The sequence below is a fragment of the Nostoc flagelliforme FACHB-838 genome (genome assembly GCF_014698065.1).
In the GTDB taxonomy this organism is placed as follows: domain Bacteria; phylum Cyanobacteriota; class Cyanobacteriia; order Cyanobacteriales; family Nostocaceae; genus Nostoc; species Nostoc flagelliforme_B.
On record NZ_JACJSI010000001.1, the window covers coordinates 260,593 to 287,124 of the forward strand.

18 protein-coding genes, 1 tRNA gene and 3 pseudogenes are annotated in these 26,532 nt (G+C 40.6%); 6 read left to right on the plus strand and 16 right to left on the minus strand.

What is annotated here, in order from left to right:
* Positions 1 to 326: 326 nt before the first annotated feature.
* Entirely contained in the window at positions 327 to 530 is a 204-nt protein-coding gene (locus H6G97_RS55835) for a hypothetical protein (RefSeq protein ID WP_422394147.1), read from the plus strand.
* Positions 531 to 994: 464 nt separating this feature from the next.
* Here the strand turns inward: H6G97_RS55835 and H6G97_RS01035 are convergent.
* The 3 genes from H6G97_RS01035 to H6G97_RS01045 form a co-directional block, all read right to left on the minus strand.
* Positions 995 to 1,068, minus strand: a tRNA-Met gene (locus H6G97_RS01035).
* 167 nt (positions 1,069 to 1,235) lie between these two features.
* Positions 1,236 to 3,527, minus strand: a complete 2,292-nt coding sequence (locus tag H6G97_RS01040; RefSeq protein ID WP_190938884.1) for a peptidoglycan DD-metalloendopeptidase family protein — start codon at positions 3,525 to 3,527, stop codon at positions 1,236 to 1,238.
* 787 nt (positions 3,528 to 4,314) lie between these two features.
* Positions 4,315 to 4,776 (minus strand): tRNA (cytidine(34)-2'-O)-methyltransferase, encoded by a 462-nt coding sequence (locus H6G97_RS01045; RefSeq protein ID WP_190938885.1) that lies wholly within the window; start codon positions 4,774 to 4,776, stop codon positions 4,315 to 4,317.
* Between the two features lie 210 nt (positions 4,777 to 4,986).
* Between H6G97_RS01045 and H6G97_RS01050 the strand changes: the two genes are divergently transcribed.
* On the plus strand, positions 4,987 to 5,130 hold the full coding sequence (locus H6G97_RS01050; RefSeq protein WP_190938886.1) for a hypothetical protein: 144 nt from the start codon (positions 4,987 to 4,989) through the stop codon (positions 5,128 to 5,130).
* On the opposite strand, the gene gshA is transcribed toward H6G97_RS01050, so the two are convergent.
* From gshA to H6G97_RS55840, 6 genes and pseudogenes are all read right to left on the minus strand, one after another.
* A complete protein-coding gene (gshA, locus tag H6G97_RS01055) occupies positions 5,127 to 6,266 on the minus strand; it encodes a glutamate--cysteine ligase (RefSeq protein WP_190938887.1) in 1,140 nt (379 codons plus the stop codon). The two genes, H6G97_RS01050 and gshA, sit on opposite strands and share 4 nt — an antisense overlap.
* A 286-nt stretch (positions 6,267 to 6,552) precedes the next feature.
* Complete coding sequence (locus H6G97_RS01060) at positions 6,553 to 8,400, minus strand: phospholipase D-like domain-containing protein (protein ID WP_199349205.1); 1,848 nt, start codon at positions 8,398 to 8,400, stop codon at positions 6,553 to 6,555.
* Positions 8,363 to 8,713, minus strand: coding sequence for an AAA domain-containing protein (locus H6G97_RS55290; RefSeq protein WP_338421550.1), 351 nt, complete (start codon positions 8,711 to 8,713; stop codon positions 8,363 to 8,365). The genes H6G97_RS01060 and H6G97_RS55290 overlap by 38 nt, the downstream gene beginning before the upstream one ends.
* Positions 8,710 to 11,433 (minus strand): DEAD/DEAH box helicase, encoded by a 2,724-nt coding sequence (locus tag H6G97_RS55295; RefSeq protein ID WP_338421551.1) that lies wholly within the window; start codon positions 11,431 to 11,433, stop codon positions 8,710 to 8,712. Before H6G97_RS55295 ends, H6G97_RS55290 begins: the two co-directional genes overlap by 4 nt.
* A gap of 234 nt (positions 11,434 to 11,667) precedes the next feature.
* Positions 11,668 to 12,186 carry a Uma2 family endonuclease gene (locus tag H6G97_RS01070; protein WP_242054766.1) on the minus strand — a complete coding sequence of 173 codons (519 nt, stop codon included), beginning with the start codon at positions 12,184 to 12,186 and terminating at the stop codon, positions 11,668 to 11,670.
* Positions 12,187 to 12,371: 185 nt separating this feature from the next.
* Positions 12,372 to 12,576: pseudogene (locus tag H6G97_RS55840) on the minus strand (hypothetical protein); the annotation flags it as partial.
* A gap of 29 nt (positions 12,577 to 12,605) precedes the next feature.
* On the opposite strand from H6G97_RS55840, the gene H6G97_RS01075 reads away from it, so the two are divergent.
* Complete coding sequence (locus H6G97_RS01075) at positions 12,606 to 14,162, plus strand: cation:proton antiporter domain-containing protein (protein WP_190938888.1); 1,557 nt, start codon at positions 12,606 to 12,608, stop codon at positions 14,160 to 14,162.
* 30 nt (positions 14,163 to 14,192) lie between these two features.
* Positions 14,193 to 14,495, plus strand: coding sequence for a hypothetical protein (locus tag H6G97_RS01080; protein ID WP_190938889.1), 303 nt, complete (start codon positions 14,193 to 14,195; stop codon positions 14,493 to 14,495).
* Between the two features lie 208 nt (positions 14,496 to 14,703).
* Here the strand turns inward: H6G97_RS01080 and H6G97_RS01085 are convergent, their stop codons facing one another.
* The 3 genes from H6G97_RS01085 to H6G97_RS01095 all read right to left on the minus strand — a co-directional run bounded on the left by H6G97_RS01085 (position 14,704) and on the right by H6G97_RS01095 (position 17,025).
* Entirely contained in the window at positions 14,704 to 15,267 is a 564-nt protein-coding gene (locus H6G97_RS01085; protein ID WP_190938890.1) for a DUF3124 domain-containing protein, read from the minus strand.
* A gap of 73 nt (positions 15,268 to 15,340) precedes the next feature.
* On the minus strand, positions 15,341 to 16,018 hold the full coding sequence (locus H6G97_RS01090; protein WP_190938891.1) for a potassium channel family protein: 678 nt from the start codon (positions 16,016 to 16,018) through the stop codon (positions 15,341 to 15,343).
* 128 nt (positions 16,019 to 16,146) lie between these two features.
* Positions 16,147 to 17,025: a bile acid:sodium symporter family protein gene (locus H6G97_RS01095; RefSeq protein WP_190938892.1), complete on the minus strand. Its 879-nt coding sequence runs from the start codon at positions 17,023 to 17,025 to the stop codon at positions 16,147 to 16,149.
* A 393-nt stretch (positions 17,026 to 17,418) separates the two neighbouring features.
* Between H6G97_RS01095 and H6G97_RS01100 the strand changes: the two genes are divergently transcribed.
* Complete coding sequence (locus H6G97_RS01100) at positions 17,419 to 18,183, plus strand: cupredoxin domain-containing protein (protein WP_190938893.1); 765 nt, start codon at positions 17,419 to 17,421, stop codon at positions 18,181 to 18,183.
* Positions 18,184 to 18,338: 155 nt separating this feature from the next.
* Here H6G97_RS01100 and H6G97_RS01105 read toward each other — a convergent pair whose 3' ends face one another.
* The 3 genes from H6G97_RS01105 to H6G97_RS01115 form a co-directional block, all read right to left on the minus strand.
* Positions 18,339 to 18,527, minus strand: a complete 189-nt coding sequence (locus tag H6G97_RS01105; protein WP_190938911.1) for a hypothetical protein — start codon at positions 18,525 to 18,527, stop codon at positions 18,339 to 18,341.
* A 704-nt stretch (positions 18,528 to 19,231) separates the two neighbouring features.
* The gene (locus tag H6G97_RS01110) at positions 19,232 to 23,707 is read right to left on the minus strand and encodes a translation initiation factor IF-2 N-terminal domain-containing protein (protein ID WP_190938894.1); all 4,476 of its coding nucleotides are present in this window, start codon (positions 23,705 to 23,707) and stop codon (positions 19,232 to 19,234) included.
* A gap of 164 nt (positions 23,708 to 23,871) precedes the next feature.
* The gene (locus H6G97_RS01115) at positions 23,872 to 24,789 is read right to left on the minus strand and encodes a histone deacetylase family protein (protein ID WP_190938895.1); all 918 of its coding nucleotides are present in this window, start codon (positions 24,787 to 24,789) and stop codon (positions 23,872 to 23,874) included.
* A 102-nt stretch (positions 24,790 to 24,891) separates the two neighbouring features.
* Here H6G97_RS01115 and H6G97_RS01120 point away from each other — a divergent pair.
* Positions 24,892 to 25,914, plus strand: a pseudogene (locus H6G97_RS01120) (mechanosensitive ion channel family protein).
* A gap of 153 nt (positions 25,915 to 26,067) precedes the next feature.
* Here H6G97_RS01120 and H6G97_RS01125 read toward each other — a convergent pair.
* A pseudogene (locus H6G97_RS01125) lies at positions 26,068 to 26,532 on the minus strand (IS630 family transposase); the annotation flags it as partial.

A 26,532-nucleotide genomic window follows, 5' to 3' on the forward strand; every position in this document is an offset into this window, starting at 1 on the left:
AAGTGCATTAATATCCCCATCGGGTAGTTTGAGGCTGGGTACAATGACCCTTCCCGTGTTGAGCGGGTTGAAAGCAAAAACTCTTTGTGTTTTTTATGAACAAAGTAGGTACAATGACCTTTCCCGTGTTGAGCGGGTTGAAAGTTAACAAGTAAGCTTTTCCGTTCAGAGGCTTGAAGGGTACAATGACCCTTCCCGTGTTGAGCGGGTTGAAAGGCAGTTGTAGGCACTTGCTTGCTTACTGGCAAGGTACAATGACCCTTCCCGTGTTGAGCGGGTTGAAAGAAAGTAAACAGGGAGAAAGCTAAGGAGACAATTTGGGTACAATGACCCTTCCCGTGTTGAGCGGGTTGAAAGAGACAAGTGTGAGGCTTTGCGATCGCTACCTCAAAGGTACAATGATCCTTCCCGTATTGAGCGGGTTAAAAGCATTAATGGGCATGGGAGTGAGGTCGCCAATTACAATGACCCTTCCCGTGTCAAGCGGGTTGAAAGAAAATTTTCTATATCGACCCCAAGGGCGATGGTAAGTTACAATTCCTTCCGGCAAAAATGGATTGAAGATGTAATACCTAGCGATGAGCAAGAAAGGACAAGTTATATAAATTTTTCCAGTGCAGGGCTGGTGAAAATATAAAGATTACGAGATATGGGTATGGGTTGAAAGGGTTCAACTCCAACCTGCTTAACTATAAAGAACAAAAGTTCTCTGTTTAAGTAAGGTAGAGTAAAACTTTTTAAAGCTTAAGTTAAACTAAAGCTTATGGTCTTCTAGTTGGCAAATCTGATGTTGACCTGTCACCGCACAAAGTCGATAAGTCACTAATATTGCGACATTAATTTGTGAACAGTTGTCTCAAATGAGCTACGACACAAATTAGTGAAAGAGCGACATTAATGTGTGAAAAACGACATTAATTTGTGAACGGCGACATCTAATTTGTGAATGTACATAACTAGAAGCTGAAACCCTTATGTAGTCTTACTTTTAAAATGGCTCAGGTCGGAGTTGAACCAACGACCCCAGGCTTATGAGTCCCGTGCTCTAACCAACTGAGCTACTGAGCCATATATTATTCAAATCATTAACTAGTATAGCATACAAATTTGCTCAAGCCTAGCCCCTTTTGCAATTTTCTTACAGCTTTCATCCCTGTTAAGGTCATAAAAGGTAAAAGAGGAAGGTAAACTCCCTCTTTTAACAAGGTAATAACTTAGTTACAGACAGCCAAGATTTACACGCGTTCCGGTAAGAGAGCTATTGGGTTAACAGCACTCTTACCTGATGGATGGATTTCAAAGTGGGTGTGTGGCCCAGTACTGTGACCAGTGCTACCCATTAAAGCAATCGTTTCTCCTTGATTCACCTGCTGACCAGGTTGCACCAGAATCTTGCTGTTATGAGCATAGCGAGTCGTGCTGCCATCAGGATGGCGGATTTCAACGAGGTTGCCGTAGCCACCGTTGTTCCAGCCAGCTTTTTCGATCGTACCCTCAGCTGAAGCAACAATTGGTGTGCCAGTGGAGTTAGCAATATCAATTCCTTTGTGCGGTCTTCCCCAACGCATACCAAAACCAGAGGTGAGAGTGCCCTTTGCTGGCCAGGTGTAAGTTAATGTTGAAGTAGATGGAGGAGGCGTTAGTTCGTCAATGGGTCTGGGCAGATATTGATCAACTGCTGCCAAAGGTGGTATTACCTGTGGAGAAACTGTCCTTCCCCGCATCATTCCTAATGAGTCAGAAGCATTTACTCTTCCAGAAGGCGTTGCAACTTTTACCTTTGTGGCAGATGGGGTGGCAGAGGGAGTCCACTGACTAGCAGACCCTAAATTAGGCAAGAACTCTGGGTTTACTGGCTCGGTAGGGCGTACAGCAGTACGAAATTGGGTCTTAATTGGTTGAGCAGTATAATTAGACTGAATCGGTGTAGGAACTGGAATTTGGATCGCTACACTATTCGGTCGAGCCGCAGAGTTAGGTGCAGTGAAATTATTGGGAGTAGAAATAGGAGTGAGCATCGCAGCATTATTTGTTTCGGCAGCTGCTGCTGACACAACTAAGTTCCCAGACTGTTGAGCGCGATATTTTTGTTGTAATCTCTGGATTTCCGCTTGTAAGCCCCGCAAACGGTCATTATTGTTATTGTTTCCCCTTGCTACCCTATTTGCTGGTGTTTTAGGCTGTTGCATTTCGGCAAAAGCTTGTGGCACTGCAATGTCACCACCGACGCCAGAAGAACTAGCTGTAGGGGGGGCTGTTTCTAAGTCGGTCGCACTATTTGCCTGAATCTGAACAGTTACCGGTGTAGGGACGGTAATATTACTGTTGTCGGCAATAGTTGGTGATGGTGAAGTAGGTAGATATGAGTTAGCACTACCAATATTCACAGGGGAGGTGGCTACTTTTGGAGTTTTGCTAGATTCTACAAAAGTGGGAGTCGCTACAGTTGCCTCAACTTGAACAGCAGGAATAACTAGTTTTTGGCTAATCCGCAGTTCATTTGGATTATTGAGGTTATTTGCCCTAACTAGTTCTGCTACTGAAGTGTTGTGTTTGCTGGCGATCGCTGCTAGTGTATCTCCAGGCTTAACTTCATAAGCTGTTAGACTTGAGGACGCAATAACTGTTGGTGTAGCGGGTACAAATGCACTTGTCTGTGTTTTCTGTTTTAACCGCGATATCAGGTTTGCTTTGCTTGTATCGCCAGAAGTGTCAGATTGGGCTAATACAGTATTCTCAACTACAGTTGTTGGCTGTGCCAATTCTATATCAGCTTGTGATAAATTTTTGGTTTCCCCAGAACGCAACTGTGCCAGACTGTTTCTTAAACGGTTCGATTTTTCTTGTAAGCGATTTAGTGCGAACTCTTGTTGCGCCTTAAGCTGTGCATTTATTTCACTGTTTGCTACCCCAGATGTTGCCACTGTTTGGGGCTGGGCAATTAGTGATGCATTTGTACTACCAGCACTGTCAGCACTATAGTCAGACAGATTATTGACTGTTGGGAAACTAGTTTCGGCTAAGGTATTGTTCAATCCCTGTGCCAGTTGGGGCTTCAGGTAGGTGGAATTTTTATAAACCGCTGTTGCTTGAGAAAAAGTGTTTGATGGGGGAACTTGCAAAGACATTCCATTGGCAGCGACTTGCCATTTAGCTTCAAGCCCAGGCACTTGTGAGACTGCCGTTGGTTCCACGATCACAGGATTTTCCGGCACGCTCGCTGATGAGACTGCTTGGGACTCCAGCTTTGTGGAGGCAAATTTCACCTCAGTGTCAGGAACAGCAGGAATCGCTGAGGTTGCCTTTTGGCTGCCTACTGGCACTGCTGCTTGGGCTTGATCGCTTTGTCGAGTCACCAAAAGGCTGGTTGCTCCCATAGAGATTGCCAAGCCAATCATGGCGGCTTTTGTCCGCACCCGGCGGTTAACCTTTGGATTCATCACATTTAGCAGTTCTACCGGGGCATCATCGCTGCTGGGGTTATTGTTCAACACAGCTTTCACTCTCTTTTTCAATGCTCGTTTCAAAGACGACCTCCTATGATCACTAGCGCTTAACTGATCTCGATTCTTCAGTTGGATACTAGTCAATGATTTAGATCACAACGAACGATAAATCAAGATCACATTCACCAGAGATGCTTACGCAAGATTAACCTGCTTCTCTGATTTAGACAAGTTCACACCTGTTAGCAAAACTTAAAATTTGCTGTGTTTACTTGTCCGAACCACTCCTAACACCACTTAGGACGTTTTGCTCTTTCCCATTGTCCGCGCTTGTCTTGCGTCAATCGCGGGGACTGGACAAACTACTTGCCAAGTCCATAGTCGCTGCTGAGAATTAACTGCGACTTCTGGAAAATTCATGCTCCCTGCTGTAGATATCTTCAAGATATTTCTACCCAATCAGTCTTCTCAACACGAGACTTTACGTTGATTATTCCCTAAAAAACAACCGTATTAACTATCGACTACTTTTAGGCTGGTTTTTGGCGTTCATCTGGCAAGAATAGCTCAAATGTAAGATGTGACTGGATTTTAGCGTGTTTGTTCCCTCACTTAGGATGTTTCAAATTCATCAAAATCTATCATTCAAATTTGACAATATCCGAAGTTTTATATACAAATTTCTTATAATAACCTTCCTGAACTTGTAAGTATCTTCCACTACATTTTGCAGATAATATCAATTTCTAGTATATTATTTTACATACTTTTGCTGTCACGAAAAAAATTTTCCTGCCAAAAATAAATCGTCAAATAGGTTTGTGAACTTATCCTAAGTAAATATACTCATGAGAATGAAGGTAAACAACTATTGTAAATAGCCTAACTGACGACGAGCTTCAAATAAGCCGATTGCCACACTCACTGACAGATTCAGACTGCGAACCCCTGGTTGGCTCATAGGAATATACAAAGTCGCATCGCAATCTGACAAAATTGCTGGTGGTAAGCCCGTGGTTTCACTACCAAACAGCAGCCAATCATCAGGTTGAAACGGATAGCTTACATAATTAAAATTTCCAGCAACTGTATAACCCAACCATCTGCCTCCACGCTCATGATGTACGATTTTAAAGGCTTCCAGCGATTCGTGATAGTGTAGCTTGACATAAGGCCAGTAATCTAAGCCGGCTCTTTTGAGGTAGCGATCGCTAATTTCAAACCCCAAAGGCCCCACCAAATGCAACTCTGTACCCGTAGCTGCACAAGTACGGGCAATATTACCTGTATTAGGAGGGATTTGTGGGTTAACTAAAACTACCTGAGGCATTGTCCGTATAATTTACGTATTGTATAAAACAATTTGTTGTCAATGTTAAATCTACCAAAAGGCAGAGGCTATTCATAGGTTTTGTTAATAATAATCAAGCATGCTCTATCGATTAGATTTTTAAAACGAAGTACAAACCCTCCCAGAGCAATGCCTGAAAGGATATTTGGCTAAAACCATAAAATATTAAGTTTTATGTAGAGAACCTAGGTGTTTGTGTCTTTTAAGGCTGGTGTTTCCCAGAAAATCTATCATTTGTGTGAAGACGGGAGTCGGGATGAGGGAGCAGAAGGAGCAGGGGAAGCAGGGGGAGAAAGAAAACTAATGCCCAATGCCCAATGCCCCTTGAGTTAAGCCATTAAGAACGAACACAATTTGTCTTCGAGTTCTATTTCGCGTTCTTGGGTGGCGACAATAGCCTGGGTGATGACGCGGTGGTTGTCAAAACCGACTGCGTGTAATTGCAACCACTGTTGAGCTTCATTGCCTTCGCGGAGGATTTTTTGCAAAGGGGAAAGGAAACAACCAAAGCCTCGTTGTTTAGCTATCGCCCAAACATCATGGTACATTTCAGAAATCCAATCTCTGGCTAAGATACTTCTGCCATTTTGCCAATGCTTCAACTGAGCATCGAGACTACCAGTAGCAGCGGCAGCTTCGTTCTCAGCAGTCAGGGTAACGAGTTCTTGGGGAGAGAAGGTACTTTGAGTTAACGGATCGATGCTGGGATTTTCGATTATTTGCAACAAACGCGCTTCTAATAAGGCAGTAATGGCTAGCAAGGCAATAGGATCTGTGACTAAATCGCAAATTCGCAATTCTAGACGATTTAGATCGTAAGGACGGCGATCGCCATTTGGTCGCACTGATGCCCACAAATGCCGCACGTTTTGCATGGTTCCGGCAAGGAGTTGATCTTCCACCCACTGGATATGATCGGCGTGGCTGGCAAATAACGGTACATGGCTAGGCGTTTGCGGAAATACGCCCCAACGGGTGGAGTGATAGCCAGTAGCTTTGCCATCCAGGAAGGGAGATGAGGCACTGAGGGCGAGAAATAGAGGTGCTTCCATACGGATGACTCGACAGGCCCGTATTAATACTTCTGGATCGCTGATGCCGATATTGATGTGTACGCTGGCGGTGACTACTTTTGTGCCGTAGGTGTTTTCAATGTAGTCATGATAGGGGTTTGCTGGATCGGAACGGAGAAAGCGATCGCTCCCACCCAAAGATAAAGTACTCCCCGGTATCAAGGTGTAATTGCCTAAACGATTGAGGTAGCTTCGCAACTCCCGCCGGGGACGCAGCAAAGCACACAATAAATTTTCGTAATTAGGGGATGGTTGAGTTATATATTCCACGTTGCGGCTATCTGGCTCCCGCATAAATCCATCCAAATCCGCAACAATTTTGTCGGAGAGACCGACGATTTCACCTTGAGGCGTGCCAGTGTAAATCTCAATCTCAAAGCCTTTTAATAAAACCACCTTGTTCTCCTCGGCTCTCTCTGCCTATAAATTGTATCGAACAAGACGAATCTCCGGATCTATCTTTAAGTCAATCAAAGGTTAAGAATCATTTTGTTGATAATTCATACCAAATCAGGACGACGGCTTTATTGGCTGTCTTTTAGAGAATTATTACTACTGAAGTAGGAAAAATATACTAGTTGAATTTACGCACTGTATAATTCGGCATGATGTATATTCAAAAGTTTGGTTATTTCAAACAGTTAATTTAAACCTAATATTTACGTATTATGTTTGTTTTATTTTAGGTATATTGCGAAATAAACTTATCAGGTGAATGACTCTTTTGGGCAATATTGAGACGTAGAAACTGCGCCCAGACTTCATCACTAAGTAAGTTGAAAGCAGTTTTCGGATTGTTAATTGCGATCGCGCCTATAACTTTACGCCAGCACTGTTGCAATTCCTCAATAAAAGCTTCTTCCATAGAAACTTGACTCAGCAACAAAAGTGCAGTTTTAAAACTTTCTGATTCACTTGAAAAGTTTTTCGATTTTAATCCCTGTAGTGCTAAATTTAACCATACAGGCAGAAGTTCCAACCAATTATTTTTCTCTATCTCTTTGAGTGCAATACCTTCCATACCTAGCGCACCCCATGTGCATAAAGACTCTACAGCCACTTGAGAATCGTGCTTCTCTAGAGCATTTGTCCATAATTTTTGAGCTTGATTTTGGAAGCGATTAGCGAGAAATTCATAAGCTTCCTGAACTTGAAGTGGAATTGTAACTTTATAAATTGACTCACCTCGTGGTAGGTAATCGCCGCGATAGGATAACCAGTTATGAGATCCGCAAAGATGGATTTGTTTATCAACTATTACTTCTTTAACATGGGAATCTCCCAACCAAAAAAGCTGTACAGATGGTAAACCATCAGGTGTTTTTATCGCTCGAAGTTTTTTCTCTACTTCTGGTGGAATTGGTTTGTCTTCATCTTCTTGTCGCCGCGCAATTCCATATCCAATTAAAATCCGAACTCCGCGATTAGCTAATTTCTGTAATAAAGTTATAAATTTTTCATTGACAACTGCCTGATTCACCCAAGGAGAATAGATTAAAATCTGACTTTTAGCCGAATTTAAAACTTCTGAAAAAGCTAGGCTAATTTGTCCATCGCGTAACTGTACGGCTTCACCTAACGCTTTATAGTTATCTCCCTCACCAGTAGCTTTTGTGGCAGCTTCTAACGCCTTTTGGCGAATCTTTTCGAGCCTAGCTTCTATTTCAGTATTTTTTTGCTTGAGAATGGCTTCACGTTTAAAATTGATGGTTTCGGTTGACAATTTACATAATGCTTGTAAAGATATTTTACCTCCAGTATGTAGCATTTCTAACCAATTTGATGCTGACTCTAAAATTTGCTTTCCATTTCTTACTTGAATACTCAATTTATCTTCAAGGGCATCAAAGATAACGAAAAGCGATATTTTTCTCCAGATTTTTTGAGTCGAAGCTAGTACCTTATAGGAAGTTACGATTTTTCCCTCTTCTGGTACATGAAGGGCTAAACCTGAAGCTTGAATACTTTTTTGGATTTCTTCAAGCGGTAAGGAAGAGATATCAGCAATTGTAAGATCAGTAGCGATAAAGTCTGCCAAGTCAGGTAAATTTATCGTTGTCTCATTTAAAGATTCAGATTGAAAGGTTATCTTATCGCTTAAAAGATCTGTAATAGCATAAATTTGTATAGGATATGGCGGTTGTGGTACAGACCCTTTTTCATAAAATGAGCGACCTTCAGGAGTAACTGTTAGTGGCGATGTTGGTGATAGAGTTTGTAAGGAACGAAGAGTAGTAGTAGTAGTTTTAATAAATACAGAATCAAGCCCAAGTACAGAGGCTAATTCATCCTCTGTTGGCGGAGGTTGAAATTCAATAGCGGCGCGGATAATAAATTCTTCAAGTATGTTAAACTGGCGGGGTTCCTTGATATTTACTTCTACCTGAGTTTGACGCAAAGTATAACGGAATTCACGCGCTGCTAAAACTGATAAACTAGGACTTTGCGCTTCTATTTCGTCTACCAGTTTCTTGAGATTTTCATCAATCGGTTTAGCAGAAGAGGCGAGAAAGATCAACGAAACCTCCATGAATACTGACAAGATTTGAAACTTCAGAATACATACTTCCGGCTTGTCTACGCTGCTGAGTAAATAGCGAATGACAACCCACAATTACTAATAGTTCTTGAGCGCGGGAAAATGCAACGTTAACTCGTTCTGGTTTCTTGGCAAATCCCACATCTCCTTTACTATTATTGCGAACCATACTCACAATTACAACAGCTCGTTCCATACCTTGAAATCGGTCTACTGTACCAGTGGTGATTTGCAACGATGGGAAATGTTTAGATTGCAGGCGTTCATCAATTTTTCTGAGTTGAGCGCCATAAAAAGTAATCACGGCGATTTCTTTTTTGGTTCACCATTAGCAACTCTAGAAGCCCAAGTACTCTCAAATTGCTTACATAGACATTCAATTGCATTAATTTCTGGAATATTAAAAAATGAAGTTCCTGTCGTTTCTTCTTGAAAATTATTACCCCCAGGCGTTTTTATCCAAATAAGATGGTGAGATTCTTTGATGATTTCGCCTGCTAAATTATGTGCACGTTTTGTATCCGGCTCCAAAATACCACATTCTAGTTTACCATCATAAAACTGATTGATTGCTCCCATAATTATGGGGTGCATTCGATATTGAATATTTAACATTTGTTTGATGCTATCATTAGCACTTTCAAACTGAATTTTAAAGAGTGATTCTTGCAATAGTTGTAATTCTGTATTTGTGGAGCCAATCTCTTGAGAAACTTCCTCTAAAGTCTTTGTATCAAGCATGGGTGGTAATTGTCGATGGTCGCCAACCATGATCAACTTTTTACCTTTTAAGGCAGGGATTAATAACTCTGGAAGAGTACATTTACTAACTTCATCAATAATGACAACATCAAAGTATGTAAATTCTTGGGAAAATTCGTAATTTGCGGCTTGAACGCAAGTGATACCAACGACATTGGCATTATCTAGATAAATCCGCCTTAAATTTGTGCGATCGCTTTCCGTTGGCTGTCTTAGTTTTCCTATCCAATCTTGAACAAAATGCTGATATCGATTAAGATAAAATTCTTCAGTTTGGAGTTGCTGTTGCCAATATTCAAACTTTGCCTCGATAGTGCGTAAAAAGTCCAAATTAAACAAGTCTGTCGAATCAACTTCAGGCTTGAATTTACCAGGAATTGCTTCCCAAATTGACTGCCACCAAGTTCGCTCAGTTGATATGTATTCTAATTGCTGCCGTAAATGCTCAACAATTGTCTGTATTTGACTTTGAGTTTCTATAAATTGGTTTTTGTAGGTTTCCGTTGTTTCTTGCAAGCTAGTAATGCGAACTATGAGCAGGTCTTTGCTAGTGGAAAGTGTAGCAAGAGGATCGATTAAGGAAATTAAAGTATCAAGTTGCTTGGTACGATTTTCCCAGTCCCGTATTTTTGCTTTAAATTGTGGTATTTCAGTCAGAATATTTGAAAGATTGTCGAGGTATTCTTGCACTAAAAGTCTTAATTGTTTGGGTAAGTATGGAAAGGATAAAAGTTCTTGTAAGAGTGCGATCGCTCTTTGAAATTTGAAGTCAGCTTCACTGCGATAATTTTCTAGCTCCTCTTGATTAGCAGATATTTTTTGCTGCTCATTAGCCGCCAATCTCATCTGTTCATTTAATTCAACCTCAAGCTGGCTTTGCTCTATTTCTGTTTCAGCCTGTAGTTGCTTCAGCCATGTACACGCACTCCTAACCATGCCATTGGCTACCTCTACTGTAATTCTGGAGATAGCTGATTCACTCTCAACAGGTTGAACTCTTTGACATATAATCTGGGCTTGTCTCCTAATAGCCTCAAGAGTTACCGCCGCACCATAACGGCGGCTATACGGATGTAATTTTTGAGCTATGGAATCCAAACTTTTCTGCTTGACAGCAATCGCAAGTATCCATTCGATAATCCCACCCCAGACCCCTAGTGGTTTCTCAATCTCATCGATGCTATTTTGTGCTAGTTGCTTCAACTTTATGAGGGATTCCACAGGATCTAGCGCTTTACTAACGCTCACCTGGGAAATAGCAGCTTCATCGATTGAGCGATTACCTAATATATTTCGTCCCCGCACGAGTAAATCTTTTATCTCACTAACCCGACTGCGTACTCTATCCCTTTCATGGTATTTCTGAATTAACTCATTAACTTTTACCTGACACTGCTCAAGACTTTGTTGCCAGGGTAGATATTGAGCTTCCATCGTCATGCTTCGTAATACCGAAGGTAATGAGATTAAGTCAACTGTAAAGTCTTGACGATTTTGTAAGCACTGTGTCAATACATTGGCAATATTTAAATTAGCTGTAGACAGCCATACATCAAGGTCATTTATTGTTAAATTGGCCTCAGATTCACGGTTATGTAAATTCCTAATTCTTTGGTGCAAACTTTGCTGGTTTGTAAGCAATTGTTGGTGATTTGACTTTAGGCCAGCAATAGATTGTGAATTTTGTGTGTAAGTTTGTGCAGCTAACTCCGCTTCGGTCATTGCTATAGCTATATCACTGGCGTAGGCTAATGCTGTGCGAACTTCAGCAATCCAAGAAGTTACAGTGTTTTGCAACCAACCAGCTAAACCAAATAAGCCGTGATTTGGTTTAACCATACCAAGTTCAGAAGCCAAATTAATTGCCAACCGAAGATTTGCAGCAAAGTTTCGCAAGGAAGCGTCTGTAGATGTGTATTTATTCAGACCAGCCCACAAATTAAGAAGTGCTGGATCTTGCCAATCTACTGAAGGTGCTTGATTCAGCAATTCCTCTAAAGTAGTTTTCAGAGATTCAACCTCGCCTAGTTGAGATGCGGCTTGATTGTATTCATTTTTTTGGGTCGTACAAGCTGACTCTAAATTAGTTTTACGTGTCTGTAATAAATCCTGCTCTCTCTTAAATACCTCTTCTACTTTCAGGTATGCTGTGAATCGTTGTGATGATGCCAGCAATTGACGTAAAAATTTTACATTATCGAGGCGTTGAGCAAGATTTTTTTCGCAGTCTGTAGCAGTATTTTCTAACCATGTGCCAATCACTCGATTTTCTAAAAATGGCTGTCCTTGTTCTCCAACTCTTTCGGCGTTTCCCTTTACAAATAAAATAGAATTACTATCTAGTCTCTATTGTCAATACTACACACTCATTCCAAGCCGGAATTTTACGAGGCAAAATGTCAGCTTTAGTGATAGCTAATTTGTCCAGTATATTGCCTCAATTTTATATACCAAATTCTTGAGATTATTATTAATAGGTTTAGCTGAAATCGCCAGCTATTTCTGAAGTGCCTGCTGAAAAGTCTTGATAGCATCAACATGATTCACCATATTAATGCAGCGCAACAATAAATCCAGATCGATACCTTTAACCTCCTCACTACTGGAAACCCTTTCATAGTGAAGTGCGTTGCCTTCTTTTTGCAAGTGATAAACTTCTAACACTCCATCTTCCCAGAACCACACTTCTGGAATCAACAGCCGTTTGTATGCCTCCAGTTTGTTGATACCGCCACTGGTAAAGACCACCTCGATCGCCAAATCAGGACGCACTCGACCAGGAGCAAGTTTATAAGATTCACCCGCCTCTCGCTTTACAGCACCCGATTCACTTTCTAAGGTCATTGACCCTGTTGGAGTAAAGTCAAACCCTGCCATGAGCAGGTAAAGTTCTAACAATGCAGCAATTCTCTTCTTAACGGTTTCGTGTGGTTCTCCAGGCATTCTTCGGATCTCCAAAACACCATCCAGGAAAGACAGGCGATATCCTGGACGGTCTAATAAATAACTGCTCAATTGCTTTGAATTCTCTCCAACTCAGTCCTTCAAACAAAAGGGGTGATTCTTTTGTGGGTGTAGCGATCGCTGCTGAGGTCATAAAAGTCTTCAGTCTGTTTCTAAATAAGAAATAATCAGTTTTGGAGGGCAGTTTGTTAATTGTAACTTCTTTCTAAAAGCTTAAAAATTACTTTTTCTCAGCCTTTATCAATAATAACGACATCAAAGGATTTGAATTCTTCCGAAAAACTTCTATTTGCAGCTTGAACACAGGTGATACCGATGACGTTGGCATTATCTAAATATATGCGCCTTAAATCGTTGCGTAGGCGTAGCCCCCCGCAGGCATCGCCTTCAGTTGGCTTTCTTAATTTTCTTTCCTATCCAATCTTGAACAAAATACTGATAAAGTCAAAATAACTTTTCAGAAGCTAATAGTGGATGTAACTCAATTAGTCAAAGTTTCAATTATTCTCTTGCTGCTTGCTACAGGTGTAGCTCTGCTGTCACGAAGATTGCGAATCCCCTATGTTACAGGTTTAGTATTAGCAGGTTTGCCCATCACTGAGCTATTGTCTCGTCCGATTGGTTTAAATCCAACCCTTGTTTTGAATCTTTTCCTGCCAATTCTCATCTTTGAAGCTGGTATTAATACAGATGTCAGTCGCCTACGCAGTACCTTTAAACCAATTGCCCTATTAGCTGGGCCAGGGGCTGTGCTTTCTGGCGCTATTATTGCCGTCCTATTGAAATTTGGGCTGGGACTGAGTTGGATACCTGCCTTATTTGTCGGAGTAATTCTGGCAAACACTGATACTGTTTCCATGATTGCCGTCTTTAAGGATATACCAGTACCATCGCGGCTTTCCACCATCGTTGAAGGAGAAACTCTATTCAACGATGCGGCTGCCCTAGTTTCCTTCAACCTAATTTTGCAAGTATATTCAACAGGCTCAATCACATTTATAGAGGGAATCCAACAACTGCTATTTATCTCTGTAGGAGGCTGCCTGGTGGGGTTAGTCTTGGGCTACTTGAGTATACCTGTATTCGCCCGTTTAGATGATGCTCTTAGCAGTCTTTTATTGACAGTCGCAGTTGCATTAGGAACTTTTCAGGTTGGGCAATTTCTCGGTGTATCAGGTGCGGTGGCTGTAGTCGTCGCCGGATTAATTTTCGGGAATTTAGGGCTTTCTCGGAATACTTCTGCTTCTAGCCGGATTACCTTGTTAAGTTTCTGGGAATATGCCAGCTTTACTGTCAATACCTTTATTTTTCTGCTAATTGGTGTAGAAATAGACCTGATAACGCTCTGGAGAACTTTACCTGCAATTCTATTTGCAGTTTTGGCTTATCAAGTCGGACGAATTCTTACGGTCTATCCATTGCTAGCAGGAATTCGCTGGATTGACCGCCCAATTCCATTGCGCTGGCAACATTTACTCTTTTTAGGCAACATCAAAGGTTCACTTTCGATGGCTCTGGCGTTGAGCTTACCCAGCATACTGCCAGGGCGAGAGGTACTGATAGCTATAGTCTTCGGTAGTGTGCTGGTGTCGTTAGTGGGGCAGGGTTTAAGTTTGCCTTGGGTGGTAAAACGCTTAAAATTATCTAAATTTTCAGAAGTTCAACAACAGGTTGAAGAATTACAAGCTCAGCTGATGACGGGTAAAGCAGCACAAGATGAATTAGATAGTCTGTTGAAATCGGGGGTGTTACCAAAAGCCGTTTATGAAGAGATGCGTTCAGCTTATCAGGTGCGAATTGCTGGTGCAGAAAAGACACTGCGGGAACTTTATAATCGTCGCCCCGATGAGGTGGAAGGTGGAAGTGGCAACAAGAGCAGTAAGCTTGAAGCCATTCGCCGGCGTTTACTCCTAGCAGAAAAAGGAGCGCTCAATGAGGCAATGCGGAAGCGAATTCTCTCGGAAGAAATTGTGCGCAGACGGATACAAAATCTTGATGAACAATTGTTGAAGCTTGAAGATGATTAAGGATTGGGAACTGGGGAGAGTCTGAGCTTCATGAGTGAACCTTTGAACTTCGTGAGTGAACCTCTGAGCTTCGTGAGTGAACCTCTGAACTTCGTGAGTGAACCTCTGAGCTTCGTGAGTGAACCTCTGAGCTTTGTCGATGAACCTCTGAGCTTCATAAGTGAACCTTTGAGCTTTGTCGATGAACCTCTGAGCTTCATGAGTGAACCTTTGAGCTTTGTCGATGAACTTCTGAGCTTTGTCGATGGACTTCTGAGCTTTGTCGATGAACCTCTGAGCTTCGTGAGTGAACCTTTGAGCTTTGACTGGTTAGAATTTGCTGCCTCTAGTTAAATATTGAGTCTCTGACTCAATGAATGCATTCCTATACGGAGCATGGGAACGAAGAAATTTAATGATTGCATTCCTATACGGAGCATGGGAACTAGGAAACCAGGAAAAACTTAATTACTAATTACGAATTACGTTAGCGTAGCGGTAGCGAGTCAGACGCTCCTACGTCGCTAACGCTACGCTATCGAGCGTCATTACGAATTACGAATTATTTTAAAAGCGATCGCTTATCGTTATTTTGATTTTTAATCACCCTACCAGGACTGATAAAAGAAATTCCTTGTTGAAAATCAGTACCAATCATGATTGCTTCCACTATCGGTTCGGATATTTCTGTTTGGGCTACCCACTCGACAATAAAGTTTGCGCCTAAACCTCCAGTGGTGTCATTTCTATTTATAAAAAAATCTGTAGAAGCTAAGGCATCGAGTTGAATAGGGCGCTCCAAATATTCTTTCACTAGTTTCCCTTCTGAGTTATAGTAGCGCACAGAAGTAATAACGATCGGATTGGTCAAATCTGTATTCCGAACACTTAGCGTAACTGCTAACTCGAAAATCTCCTGCCGATTGTGATGATAGATATGAGAGTAGACAGGAACATAAACAGTTTGACCGCTTGCTATTTTAAAATTCTTATCCAGTGTCACTATTTTTTGGGATGGGGTTGCTGGAATGGCATCGGGTTGTGACTTTGGTGGAATTTTGGATGATTGACAAGATGCAAGAAAAATAACAGCGATCGCTAAATAAATATATCGATACAGCTTCATCAAAACTATTTACACCAATTTTTTATATATGTAGCTAACCCCACCTAATAATGAGTTTAGCTAGGAACTACGCTCAACATTTTTGTTCAATAAAATCAATGACTTGATGTAAACATCTTGGTTTAGTCACAATCAGCACAGTTGAATGAGGTTGCAGTATTGTACTACCGTTAGGAATCATCAAATCTTCGTGGGGATGGGGTTGATAGCCAATAATTAGCGAACCACTAGGAAATTGGGAATCCTGAGCAATTTCGGCAACGCTACGACCAGCAACATAGCAATTATTGGGGATGGAAAGTTTCAAAACCTCAATCTGTCCCTGCTCAAAATGCATCATTGATTCCACTTGCGGATACTCAATGGCATTCACCATTGTTGAAACTGATAGTTCAACAGTACTGATAATATGGTTAGCTCCAGCTATCCGCAACGGTTCAGCAAAATCGGGGTGGCGCATCCGACTCAAAATATGGGTGACACCGTAGTGTTTTGCAAGAGTTACCATTGCCAAGTTTAAGGCATCACTTCTCAGAACAGCTGCCAAAGAATCGGCTTTGCGAATCCCCGCTTCTAACAATACTTCTGTACTTACAGCACTGCCTTCAAAAGCCATTGCTCCTACTTGTTCACGGGCATAGCGGCAAGCAATAGGGTCAATGTCAATTACGGCAACAGTATGTCCCAGTTCTACCAGTTTTTGCGCCAAACTTAAGCCCACTAAGCCTGCACCACCAATTAGTACGTACATGTATATTCTTGATGCTCTCTTCGACTTCCTATTCCACTTTACAACCTAGCAAAGGAATGAAAGTGTAGCTTGTACGGAGATACTTTCAACCACTGGACAACCAGACTTAGCAATAAGGCAAACTATTTTTATGCTTTCAACAAGCTTTGGCGACGACTAGCCCACCAAGAAAATCCAGCGCCGGTTACAAACATTAGCAGACTATAAATTGCCCCAGGAATGGCCATTGTAGGACTATTCAGCAGCGTAGGCGTAGAAGCAATCGCGATCGCCAGAGTCCCATTTTGAATTCCTACTTCTATGGTAATTGCCGTAACGCTTTTTTCTCCTAATCTGGTTAAGGTTGCGATCGCAAAACCTAAAGCCATTGTTACCACATTCAAAACCAGAGTAGCCCAGCCCACATCTATTACATAAGAAATAAAATTATTCCGTTCTCGCAACAGCACTCCAGTAATTACCACCGCCAGGAAAAATAAAGATAGCCACTTCACAGGTTTATCTGCCTTGTCTGCTAATCCAGGTGCATACTGCTTGGCTATCATCCCAATTGCTACAGGTAGAAGTGTAATCACCGCAATCTGCAAAACAGTACTTAAAAAAGGTAACTGTAGCGTTGTTCCTTCCCCTAAAAATCTCTGCATTGAAAAATTTACTACCAGAGGAATCGTAAAAACTGTAATGAGACTACTAATAGCTGTTAGCGTTACAGAAAGAGCAACATCACCTCCAGCCAAAAACGTAATCATATTAGAAGTAGGGCCACCGGGGCAGGCTGCTAAAATCATCACACCTACCGCTAATTGTGGATCAAGGGGAAACACCGATGCAATGCCAAAGCCCACAATCGGCAACACGATTAACTGTGCCACCAAGCCAATCAGCACTGCTTTGGGATAGGTTACAACTCGCTTAAAGTCTTCTAGGGTCAAGGTTAACCCCATGCCTAACATGATAATAAATAGAGCTAGGGGCAGAAAAACAGCCGTTAGAAAATTTGCTTCCATGCTTAATTTGTGTTGGTAACAATAAAAGTGCCTCTGGATTGTACCGTGTTTGCCAAGCAATAAAAATGGTTCTGAGAGTCAATGTGTCGCAGCTATTTCAATAGACTCATACGTATAGTGAAATGGGCTTAATTCAACCGTATTGGTATTGGAATATTTTGCGTAGAGTTTTCGTTATTAAGAAGTAGAGATGTTGAGCGATGAATGATTTAACGATAGTGATAAATTGTTTGCCACTAGTTACCTAAGCTCCATCCAATAAGGGGGATTAAGTAAAAGAAAATTTAACATTTCTGCTGACACTTTGAGAAATAAAGCAAAATAGTAATAGGTAATACAGCGATATTTCTAAACTTATGATTATTAGCGAGTTTCCGCAAAGGAGTCCCCCACATGAACAAGCTCAAGCGTTCGCAAACAGTCATCTTATTAATGATCGCAATTGTGCTGTTTTTGATGATGCCTTGCTTGGGCGATCCACAGCTAGGATTTCCCTGGATTAGCAGTCTAGCTTTGGCATCTGAACTTACACCACATCTCACTCAAAAGTCAGCAGACGCGGAACATCTGACACAAACCAACTTTGTTAGCCCTACGAGTGCTTACACAACTTCATCCCTTGAGACTCAGAAAAGTCCAGCTTCGTACCGACCAGATGTCACATTTAAGCTAGAAACAAGCATTGGGGAAGGAAAATTTATCTTCTCTGGTGTTGGTAACAAAATTAACGGTATAGCTAACCCCGATTTAAAGGTAAAAATTGGTGAGATAGTACAGTTAATTCTGGTGAATGGAGAGGGTGGGGAACATGATATTGCTTTGCCCGATTTCAATACAAACTCGGATACGGTAGTCGCTAAAGGAGCTAGTTCTGTGATTGTTTTTCGGGCTGATAAACAGGGAGTATTTCCCTATTTCTGCACAATTCCCGGTCATCGTCAAGCAGGAATGGAAGGTCGTTTGATTGTGATGGGTAAGGATGAAACTCAAACAGCAACTTCGTTGATAACAAGCATCGTCCGCAATCCAACAGACTTACCCAAACCTATTAGCGATCGCTCTCCCAAATTGGTGCAGGTAAACTTTGAAGTAGTGGAGTTACAAGGACAACCGCATCCAGAAATATTCCATCAGGATGCAGCAAATAAATTGGAATGAACAGATCCATAAAATTAAATTGAAGACATAGAAAACACGGCTCACTGGTTTGTCACAATCCAGTATTTGAATGTGCTGGCAGTAGCCTGATCCTGTACCCTGTACTTGGATCTGCTCCTTTTGCTCGTTAGCTATGGGTGTAGAATCTTGGTGGTTTAGGGGATTGACGGCTGTTGTAAATTAAGCTCTTGGAATGGTTCAGAAGACTCTTCCAATTTCAAGCTACCAGCAGATTTACCGTTGATTTGTAGAGTGTATTTACCCTGTGGCAAGCCTTCTAAATCATAGGGTAACAGCCAATTTGCAAAATCAATTGCTTGAGAACCATCTTCTTGATCACGCACTAAAACGCTAGGATTGACATTGCGGTTGCCTACATTAGACGGACACAGTTAGGGGCGCACAGATAGCTGTCCGCTCCTAACCGTTTACCTCATTCAAATGAGAATCGCTATGTTGAAACTTTAGATAATCGCAATATTGGAGTCAAAATCAATCAGTGGGAGATTAAGAGCCACCACTAATTGTTAGCGCTTGCCTTTATATCTGTCTCTTCCAAGGATAGTGATGATTCCGAAGAACTAGAGTTAATTTCTGGTGTTGAAAGCTCATCACTTACAACTCCATCCCATGAATAGTTACAGATCTTAGTGCGAAGCAATGTACCGAATGTGAGGTTAATTGCTAGAGAAAAGGAATCGATAAAAATTAGATTTACAAAACGATCAATCATTAGACCCCCTTGAGCCAAATTGAGCATCAAGTGATATTTGCTTTTTTACTACACACGCCACAATCTCTTTTCCAGAAATGTATGGCATCTAATATATTTCTCGGCTCAAGGGAGAATAGGATTGCGGGTAAGGGTAACAGAAAAGAATTCAATTCTTTATCGTTTTAATCCAGTAGTTTAGCGGCGCTATGCGAACCTACAACCCATGTACCTCATTCAAATCAAAATCGTTACAATGTCTACCGATATCGGCTAATTTTCTAAGCGATCGCCTCAAGTTTATCTACAAAATTATTGAGATTATTGTCAATAGGTTTAGCTCAAGAGGCGAGAAACATCAACGAAACCTCCATGAATATTTACAATATTTGACACTTCGGAATACATACTTCCGACTTTACCTGCTTGATGGGTAAACAAATTATGGCAACCCACAATTATTAATAGTTCTTGAGCGCGAGAAAATGCAACATTTACCCGTTCTGGCTTCTTAGCAAAACCTACATCTCCTTTGCTATTGTTGCGAACCATGCTTACAATTACAACAGGTCGTTCCATACCTTGAAATCTGTCTACGGTACCAGTACGAATTTCTAGCGAAGGAAAAAGTTCAGATTGCAGACGTTCATCAATTTTTCTTAATTGAGCGCCATAAAATGTAATTACGGCAATTTCTTTTTTCGGTTCACCATTAGCAACTTTAGAAGTCCAAGTAGTCTCGAACTGCTGACACAGATGTTCAATCGCATCAATTTCTTGAGTATTAAAGTAAGAAGTTCCGTTTCTTTGCTCTAAAAACTGATTCTCTATAGGCGTTTTTACCCAAATAAGATGCTGAGATTCTTGGATTATTTCGCCTGCTAGATGATGTGCGCGTTTTGTATCCGGCTCCAAAATACCAGATTCTAGCTTACCATCATAAAACTGATTGATTGCTCCCATAATAAATGGGTGCATTCGATATTGTGTAGTTAGCATTTGTTTAATGCTTTCATCAGCAGATTCGAACTGACTTTTAAACAGTGATTCTTCTAAGAACTGTAGTTCGTCTCGTGAATTACCCATTGTTTGAGCAACTTCTTCTATAGTGCTAGTATCAAGCATGGGTGGTAATTGCCGATGATCACCTACCATTACTAACTTTTTGCCTTTCAAAGCTGGGATTAGTAACTCTGGTGGAGTACACTTACTAACTTCATCAATAATAACAACATCAAAAGATTTGAATTCTTCCGAAAAACCTCTATTTGCAGCTTGAACACAGGTGATACCGACGACGTTGGCGTTATCTAAATATATGCGCCTTAAATCGTCGTGATCGCGTTCATTTGGCTGTCTTAATTTTTCTATCCAATCTTGTACAAAATTCTGATATTTATTGAGATAAGCTTCATCTTTTTGTAGTTGCTGTTGCCAAGATTGAAAGCTAATATCTATGCTACGTAGTAACTCTATATTAAACAAGTCATTAGCAAATTTTTCTGGTTTAAATTTATCCGGTATTCTATGCCATTCTGTTAACCACCAGTTTCTTTCTTCTATTAAATTTTTTGATGGCTGTGGTTGTAATTTTTGTTCTAATTCGCGTAGGCTAATTTGTAGTTTTTGAAGCTGCTGTAGGGAAGTTTCAGTTTCTTGCTGTACCTTTGATAAATGCTCATATAGAGAAGTTTTAATCATCTCCAACACAGCAAAGGGTTCTAATAATGAAATTAAGATTTCAAGTTGACTAATGGAAGTTTCCCAAGAATGAATTTGATTTGAAAATTCTTGCGGCTGCTCCCAAATATTTGATTTTGTTGCAAGATATTGTTCAGTTAGAATGCGTAATTGAGCAGGAATATTTTGTTGATTAAGTTCTTGCAAGATGTTAATAACTCGTCTAAGTTGCAAATTAGCGTCTTGCTGTGCTTTTTCGGCTTCAGCTTGAGTGATGGATATTTGCTGTTGGCTTTCATTTTTTTGAAGTTCATTTAATTGGCGTTGCAGATGCTGAAGCTGTTGATCGGTTTCTGTTTTTACTTTTAAAACGCATTGACGTGCATTTGCAAGGATTGTATCTAGCAATTCTTGTGTAATCTGGGTGAGAGTAGAGTCGATGTTATTCCATTCCCATGATTTGCCATAAGTCCGTTGCATTCTAACTAAAAAAACCTGGGTATTTTCAACTAGTAATTTTCGCTGTTTGGGGTTGAGTAGCTGATAATTGTTAAACTGTTGATAGGTTTCTTGCCATTGGGTGCGATCGCTCTTTGATAACACCATTGGAATCTGACTAAAATTTTGTTGTAAAAAATAGCTAAAGTTATGCTGTTTTCCCCGTCTGTCAGTAAAACCTCCGTCTATCTCATAAGCGATCGCCTTTGTCAATAATTCCCATTCTGGTAGGTTAATTTTGTAAACTTTTGGTACTATTGGTAATTTTAATGTATTAGCAAACATCAACAAACCTAGCGGTAAGTCCACTAAATTTTCTGTTAGTGGTAAACCTGATTGCTGACAATCTTTTAAAGTTTGATAGAGAAGAGTAGGTGCTGTAGATTTCCATTCCTTAACTGCTGAGATAATATAATCTATTTCGCGTTTGCGGTTTTCCCATATCTGGATTGTTTGCTGTATGTTTTGCAGTTTGGCAAGATATTTCTGATAATCTGGTTGTAGCTGATTTAATGAGGCGAAATTTTGTTGGACAATCTGTACTGATGCTGCAACTTCTGATATAGCTTTACTTGCATTTTGAGCAGAAGTCAAAGCAGTTTTAAATCCATAAATTTCTGTTGCTACAGTTTCACGCAACCAAACCGCTAAACCAAAAGCACCAAGCGCCGGACGTACAAAGCCAAGCTCATTAGTATATTTGATGGTTTGACGAACATTTGCTAAAAATTCTTCTACTAAACTGTTATTTTCTGTGTATGGCTTAAGAAGCGGCAAAAAATCTGCAACTTCTGGAGCTTCCCAGTTAATATTTGGTGCAGTATTTAGTATGTTTTCCAGTCCTGCAATTAGGGATTTAACGTCATTCTGCCTTTTTACGATTTCGTTGTAAGATTTTTCTTGATTTTTAAAGTCGCTCTCTACCTTTAACTTATTTTTATTGAATTTAGTTTGTTGCTGATTGAATTCTTCCTCTGCTTGGAAGTAGGCTGTAAATCTTTGTGATGATGCGAGTAATTGACTGAAAGTTTGGATATTTTCGAGCCGTTGAGTCAGATTGTTTTCGCAGTCATAAGCTGTATTTTCTAGCCATCTGCCAATCACTTGGTCTTCTAAAAATGGCTGTCCTTCTTCACCAACTTTCTCGGCTCTGCCTTTTCGTACAGCGCGAATCACGGGGTTGTGAACTAATCGACTCAGGGCGTTATCTACTGCTAAATTAGCTTGAGATGCGATTAATGTACGTCCACCACGAAGGGCAATTTGATAGCAAATCTCCGCAATTACGGTAGTTTTACCAGTTCCTGGTGGCCCTTGGATGAGAACAAGATCCTTAGCGGCAAGTACCTTTTCGACTGCTGCTTTCTGTCCAGGATTTGCAGAAGATAATAACAAATCTTGTGGTTGAAGTTCAACAGTTGTTTTGATTTGTCTAGCTTGAGAAGCATCGAATAAAAAGTTACCCAAATATGGATTTTGGGTGTAACCATTATTTAAATCATCTAAAGCTTTTTTCTTACGCTGAATCTGCTGAATATCACCAACTGCCTCAAAACACAAAAATCCGGTATCTGGCAACTTATAACGCTCTGTTGCCATGAATTCAGCTAAGTCGCGTTCTAGTCTGAGGCTGATAATACAACGGTTGGGGTCAACTTCTTCAACAGTCCCTAATTGACGACCGCTAATCCAATTTTTGCCAACGGGAGCAGTTTCAAAAAGCTTCAAATCTTCATTTTTTGTGCGCCTTGCTCGTTCCCAAAAGTTTTCCACATCGAGAGAATTTTGATAAAACCCGTCAAGGGTGGCTGAAGCTACATTAATTTCAAAACTGATTCGTCTTTTGAAGTTATAGTTATGACTTACATAACGCACGCAAAATTGGCGTGCTTTCGCAATTTTTTCCTCAATTTGCAAAAATGCTTTCCAAGCTTTAAGCTGCTCTTCTGTAGGCGCATTTTCGCCACAAACTGGCGCGGCTGCGATGCGTTTTAATGTTGCGGGTGGAATGTCGAGATGATGCTGATGATTAGGCAAAAGACGCAAGCGACAAGGTATAGCATAGCTGTCGGCGTGTCCCCGTGAGGGTTGTAACAACTGAGCCGACAGTATTTTTAAACCGTCGCGTCCATCTTTTTGTACAGCAGCTCTGAATCCTAATGTTTTTCTCAGCTTCTCAAGTCTTGCAGGTAATGGAAAATCATCGGAGTCTGTTGCTATTGTCAAATCCCAGATTTCTTCTCTTGCTTCTTTCCCCGCGCCTTTGCGACGCACATAAAATAGAGAAGGCTTTTGACCAACACATTCCAACATTAACTTATTGGCGCGATCGCGCCGATCCCTAAATTCGGGATATGATTTAAGAGCGCTTTCACCTTCAAGATGGCGGATAAAACTATCAATTGCTGAAGCTATAAACATATAGCCCCAATCTTCAGAGTTTGTTTTAGTTTTTGACGATTTTGCTGTTAGTTTACTTACTGCTAGACGAATACGTTCTGCATCGGATTCTGAGATTGTACTGGTATGGCTTTTGACTACAATTTTGAGCTTTTCGCAAATTAATAATAGCTTTTTGCTATCGAAAGTTAATTCTTTTGCTAGTTCGTATATTCTGAGTTTGCCGTTGTTCATCCAGTACTGCCTTTGCACACAAGGTTTTTATATTTTAGAATTCAATACGATTCAGTTAAGGCTAGTGCTGTTTGTCAAAGTCATTTTTTTAATTAACCGCAGAGACGCAGAGGACACAGAGAGAGAAGAAATAGAAGGAAAAATTGCTTAACTAAGCGGCTACATCAAAGTTTATATTGATGGTAAACTTCGCTAGCGGCCCGATGCAATAGGGAGTGTCGCCAAACTAAAGATTTCATATCATCAGCATAACCGCCACCAATGACGCAAGCGACAGGATAACCACTACTCATACAGGTACTCAAAACCTGCATTTCTCGGCGGAAAATGCCAGCATCAGTAAGGGCTAATTTGCCCAAGCGATCGCCTATATGAGGGTCAACACCTGCATCATAAAATACTAAATCTGGCTTGACTTTAGATAATAAATCTGCTAAGTAATTCGCCAAGGTTTGTAAATAAGCATCATCCTCCATTCCCACTGGCAAAGGGACATCCAAATCGCTGTTTTGTTTAGTACCGGGAAAATTGACTTCGCAGTGCATGGAGAAAGTAAAAACGCTGTCGTCATCTTGGAATATAAAAGCGGTACCGTCTCCTTGATGGACATCCAAATCTACAATTAAGATTTTTTGGACGAGTCCAATTTTTTGTAAAACGCGACAGGCGATCGCTAAATCGTTGAAAATACAAAAACCAGACCCATAACTAGGAAAAGCATGATGAGTTCCACCAGCAGTATTACAAGCTAAACCTTGATTTAGTGCTAGTTTTGCAGTCAGTATTGTACCACCTACCGCTACACAGGTACGATTCGCTAATGCGGGACTCCAAGGCAAACCAATACGACGCTGTGCTTTGGGATCTAGGGTTCCTTCACAGTAAGCTTTAACGTAGTTTGGGGTATGGACTAACTCTATCAATTCTAAAGGCGGACGTTCGGGAGTGTGAAATTGTTCTTGATTGGCTACACCATCAGCTAACAGCAATTCGTAGAGTTGTCGGAACTTAGACATCGGGAAGCGATGTCCTTCAGGTAAAGGAGCAATGTAATCTGGGTGGTAAACAATTGGCAAGTCCATAATCCAGAAAATCTCAAGCAGCTAATCCGACAACTAACAAGGTAAAATTTAGCCATAATCACAGCAAAAATGCTGCTATCCTAAATCAAATTTAAAATTGATATGATTGAATGGATTACACCTATTGGATTTATTCTAGCTGGCTTACTAGCTGGAATAATTGGTGAAAAAGTTATCTTCAAAAAACTGGAAAGATTCGTTAATAATAAATGAATTGCCGGGGGTAATATTATATTCCATTCCCTGCACCGGATGACATTTATTTGGTTTGTCATTGCCGGTTTTTTTTGGGCAATTCTAAGTTCTCCTCTCAAGCCAGATATTGCGATCGTACTACAAAAAATTCTGACGATCGCATTGCTGTATTCGGTAACGATAGTCCTAGCAAGATTGGCTGCTGGGTTTGTTAATTTATTTATTAGCAGAACAGAAGGTGTTCCCACATCACTAATTTCTAACCTTGCTAAGATTACTGTTTTAGTTTTGGGAACATTAATCATCTTGCAAACGCTGGGTGTTCAAATTACGCCAATAGTCACGACTTTAGGTATTGGTGGACTAGCAGTTGGTTTGGCACTTCAAGACACACTTGCAAATTTATTTTCTGGCTTTTACTTAGTTATTTCTAAACAAGTTAGAACCGGAGATTATGTAAAATTAGACGCTGGGCAAGAAGGATATGTTATAGATATTTCTTGGCGAAATACGACAATTAAAGAAATTTCAAATAATGTAGTCATTGTTCCCAATTCTAAATTGTCTTCTGCAATTTTCACAAACTATCATTTACCCGCAAAGGAAATTACTTTAACAATGGATGTGGGTGTAAGTTATGATAGCGACTTAGAACAAGTTGAAAAAGTGACTGTAGAAGTAGCCAAAGAAGTCATGCAAGAAATTGCACCGGAATTAAAAGAAATCGAACCATATATTAGATTTCATACTTTTAATGATTTTAGTATAGATTTTACGCTTTATATGCGCGTAAATGAATACTTTGATCAGCGTATTGGTAAACATCTATTTGTCAAAAAATTACATAAACGCTATCAGCAAGCAGGAATTCAAATTCCTTTTCCGATTAGAGAAGTGTATAATATGCAAGATAATTCGGCTATAGAATAAGTAAGTCGGCGGGAAAATTTATAAGTATGTAACGAAAACTTAATCAGAGTAGTTAGAGTTAAATTTAATACGTTGTGTCCTATAATTTCCTCTTTCTCCTCTAGCTTGAACACCATCAATTACTGCGTAAGCAAGAGCCAACTCGTCATCAAACATTCGTCCTGCTAGTTCATCCTTTTTGAGGTGCTGCCACTCCAATTCAATTGGATTCATTTCGGAGCAATATTTGGGCAGAAAGAAGATGTATAAACCCATGTGTTCCCACTTTGACCACATCTGTTGGACTTCTTGGCATCGATGTATTGGGCCATTGTCTTGCACAATTACCCTTATGCGTCCTAGTTCAGCGGCTTCGCCGGCTTCTTGCTCCATCATCTGGATATAAGATTTGCGATTAACCCCCCCAATCACCAAACCGTAAACAAAACTGATTAGAGGTTGAAAAAAACCAATAATGCTTAATCTTCGACCCCTACGCTTCGTCTGTTCTAAGCGTTTTTGCTCGCCTCGTTGGTAATAGCTGTAACTTGGCTCACTCCATGCACAAAACCCTGATTCATCCAAATACTTGAGGTCTATTTCTCCGGTAGCAGCAAATAATTCCAACATATCTAAGTC

Excerpts from the sequence above, each read along its gene's own strand:
- H6G97_RS55835 (WP_422394147.1), top strand. The coding sequence starts at position 327 with ATGACCCTTCCCGTGTTGAGCGGGTTGAAAGAGACAAGTGTGAGGCTT.
- H6G97_RS01045 (WP_190938885.1), bottom strand. The coding sequence starts at position 4,776 with ATGCCTCAGGTAGTTTTAGTTAACCCACAAATCCCTCCTAATACAGGT.
- H6G97_RS01060 (WP_199349205.1), bottom strand. The coding sequence starts at position 8,400 with ATGGAGGTTTCGTTGATCTTTCTCGCCTCTTCTGCTAAACCGATTGAT.
- H6G97_RS01080 (WP_190938889.1), top strand. The coding sequence starts at position 14,193 with ATGAGTGAACCTTTGAACTTCGTGAGTGAACCTCTGAGCTTCGTGAGT.
- H6G97_RS01085 (WP_190938890.1), bottom strand. The coding sequence starts at position 15,267 with ATGAAGCTGTATCGATATATTTATTTAGCGATCGCTGTTATTTTTCTT.
- H6G97_RS01090 (WP_190938891.1), bottom strand. The coding sequence starts at position 16,018 with ATGTACGTACTAATTGGTGGTGCAGGCTTAGTGGGCTTAAGTTTGGCG.
- H6G97_RS01095 (WP_190938892.1), bottom strand. The coding sequence starts at position 17,025 with ATGGAAGCAAATTTTCTAACGGCTGTTTTTCTGCCCCTAGCTCTATTT.
- H6G97_RS01100 (WP_190938893.1), top strand. The coding sequence starts at position 17,419 with ATGAACAAGCTCAAGCGTTCGCAAACAGTCATCTTATTAATGATCGCA.
- H6G97_RS01110 (WP_190938894.1), bottom strand. The coding sequence starts at position 23,707 with ATGAACAACGGCAAACTCAGAATATACGAACTAGCAAAAGAATTAACT.
- H6G97_RS01115 (WP_190938895.1), bottom strand. The coding sequence starts at position 24,789 with ATGGACTTGCCAATTGTTTACCACCCAGATTACATTGCTCCTTTACCT.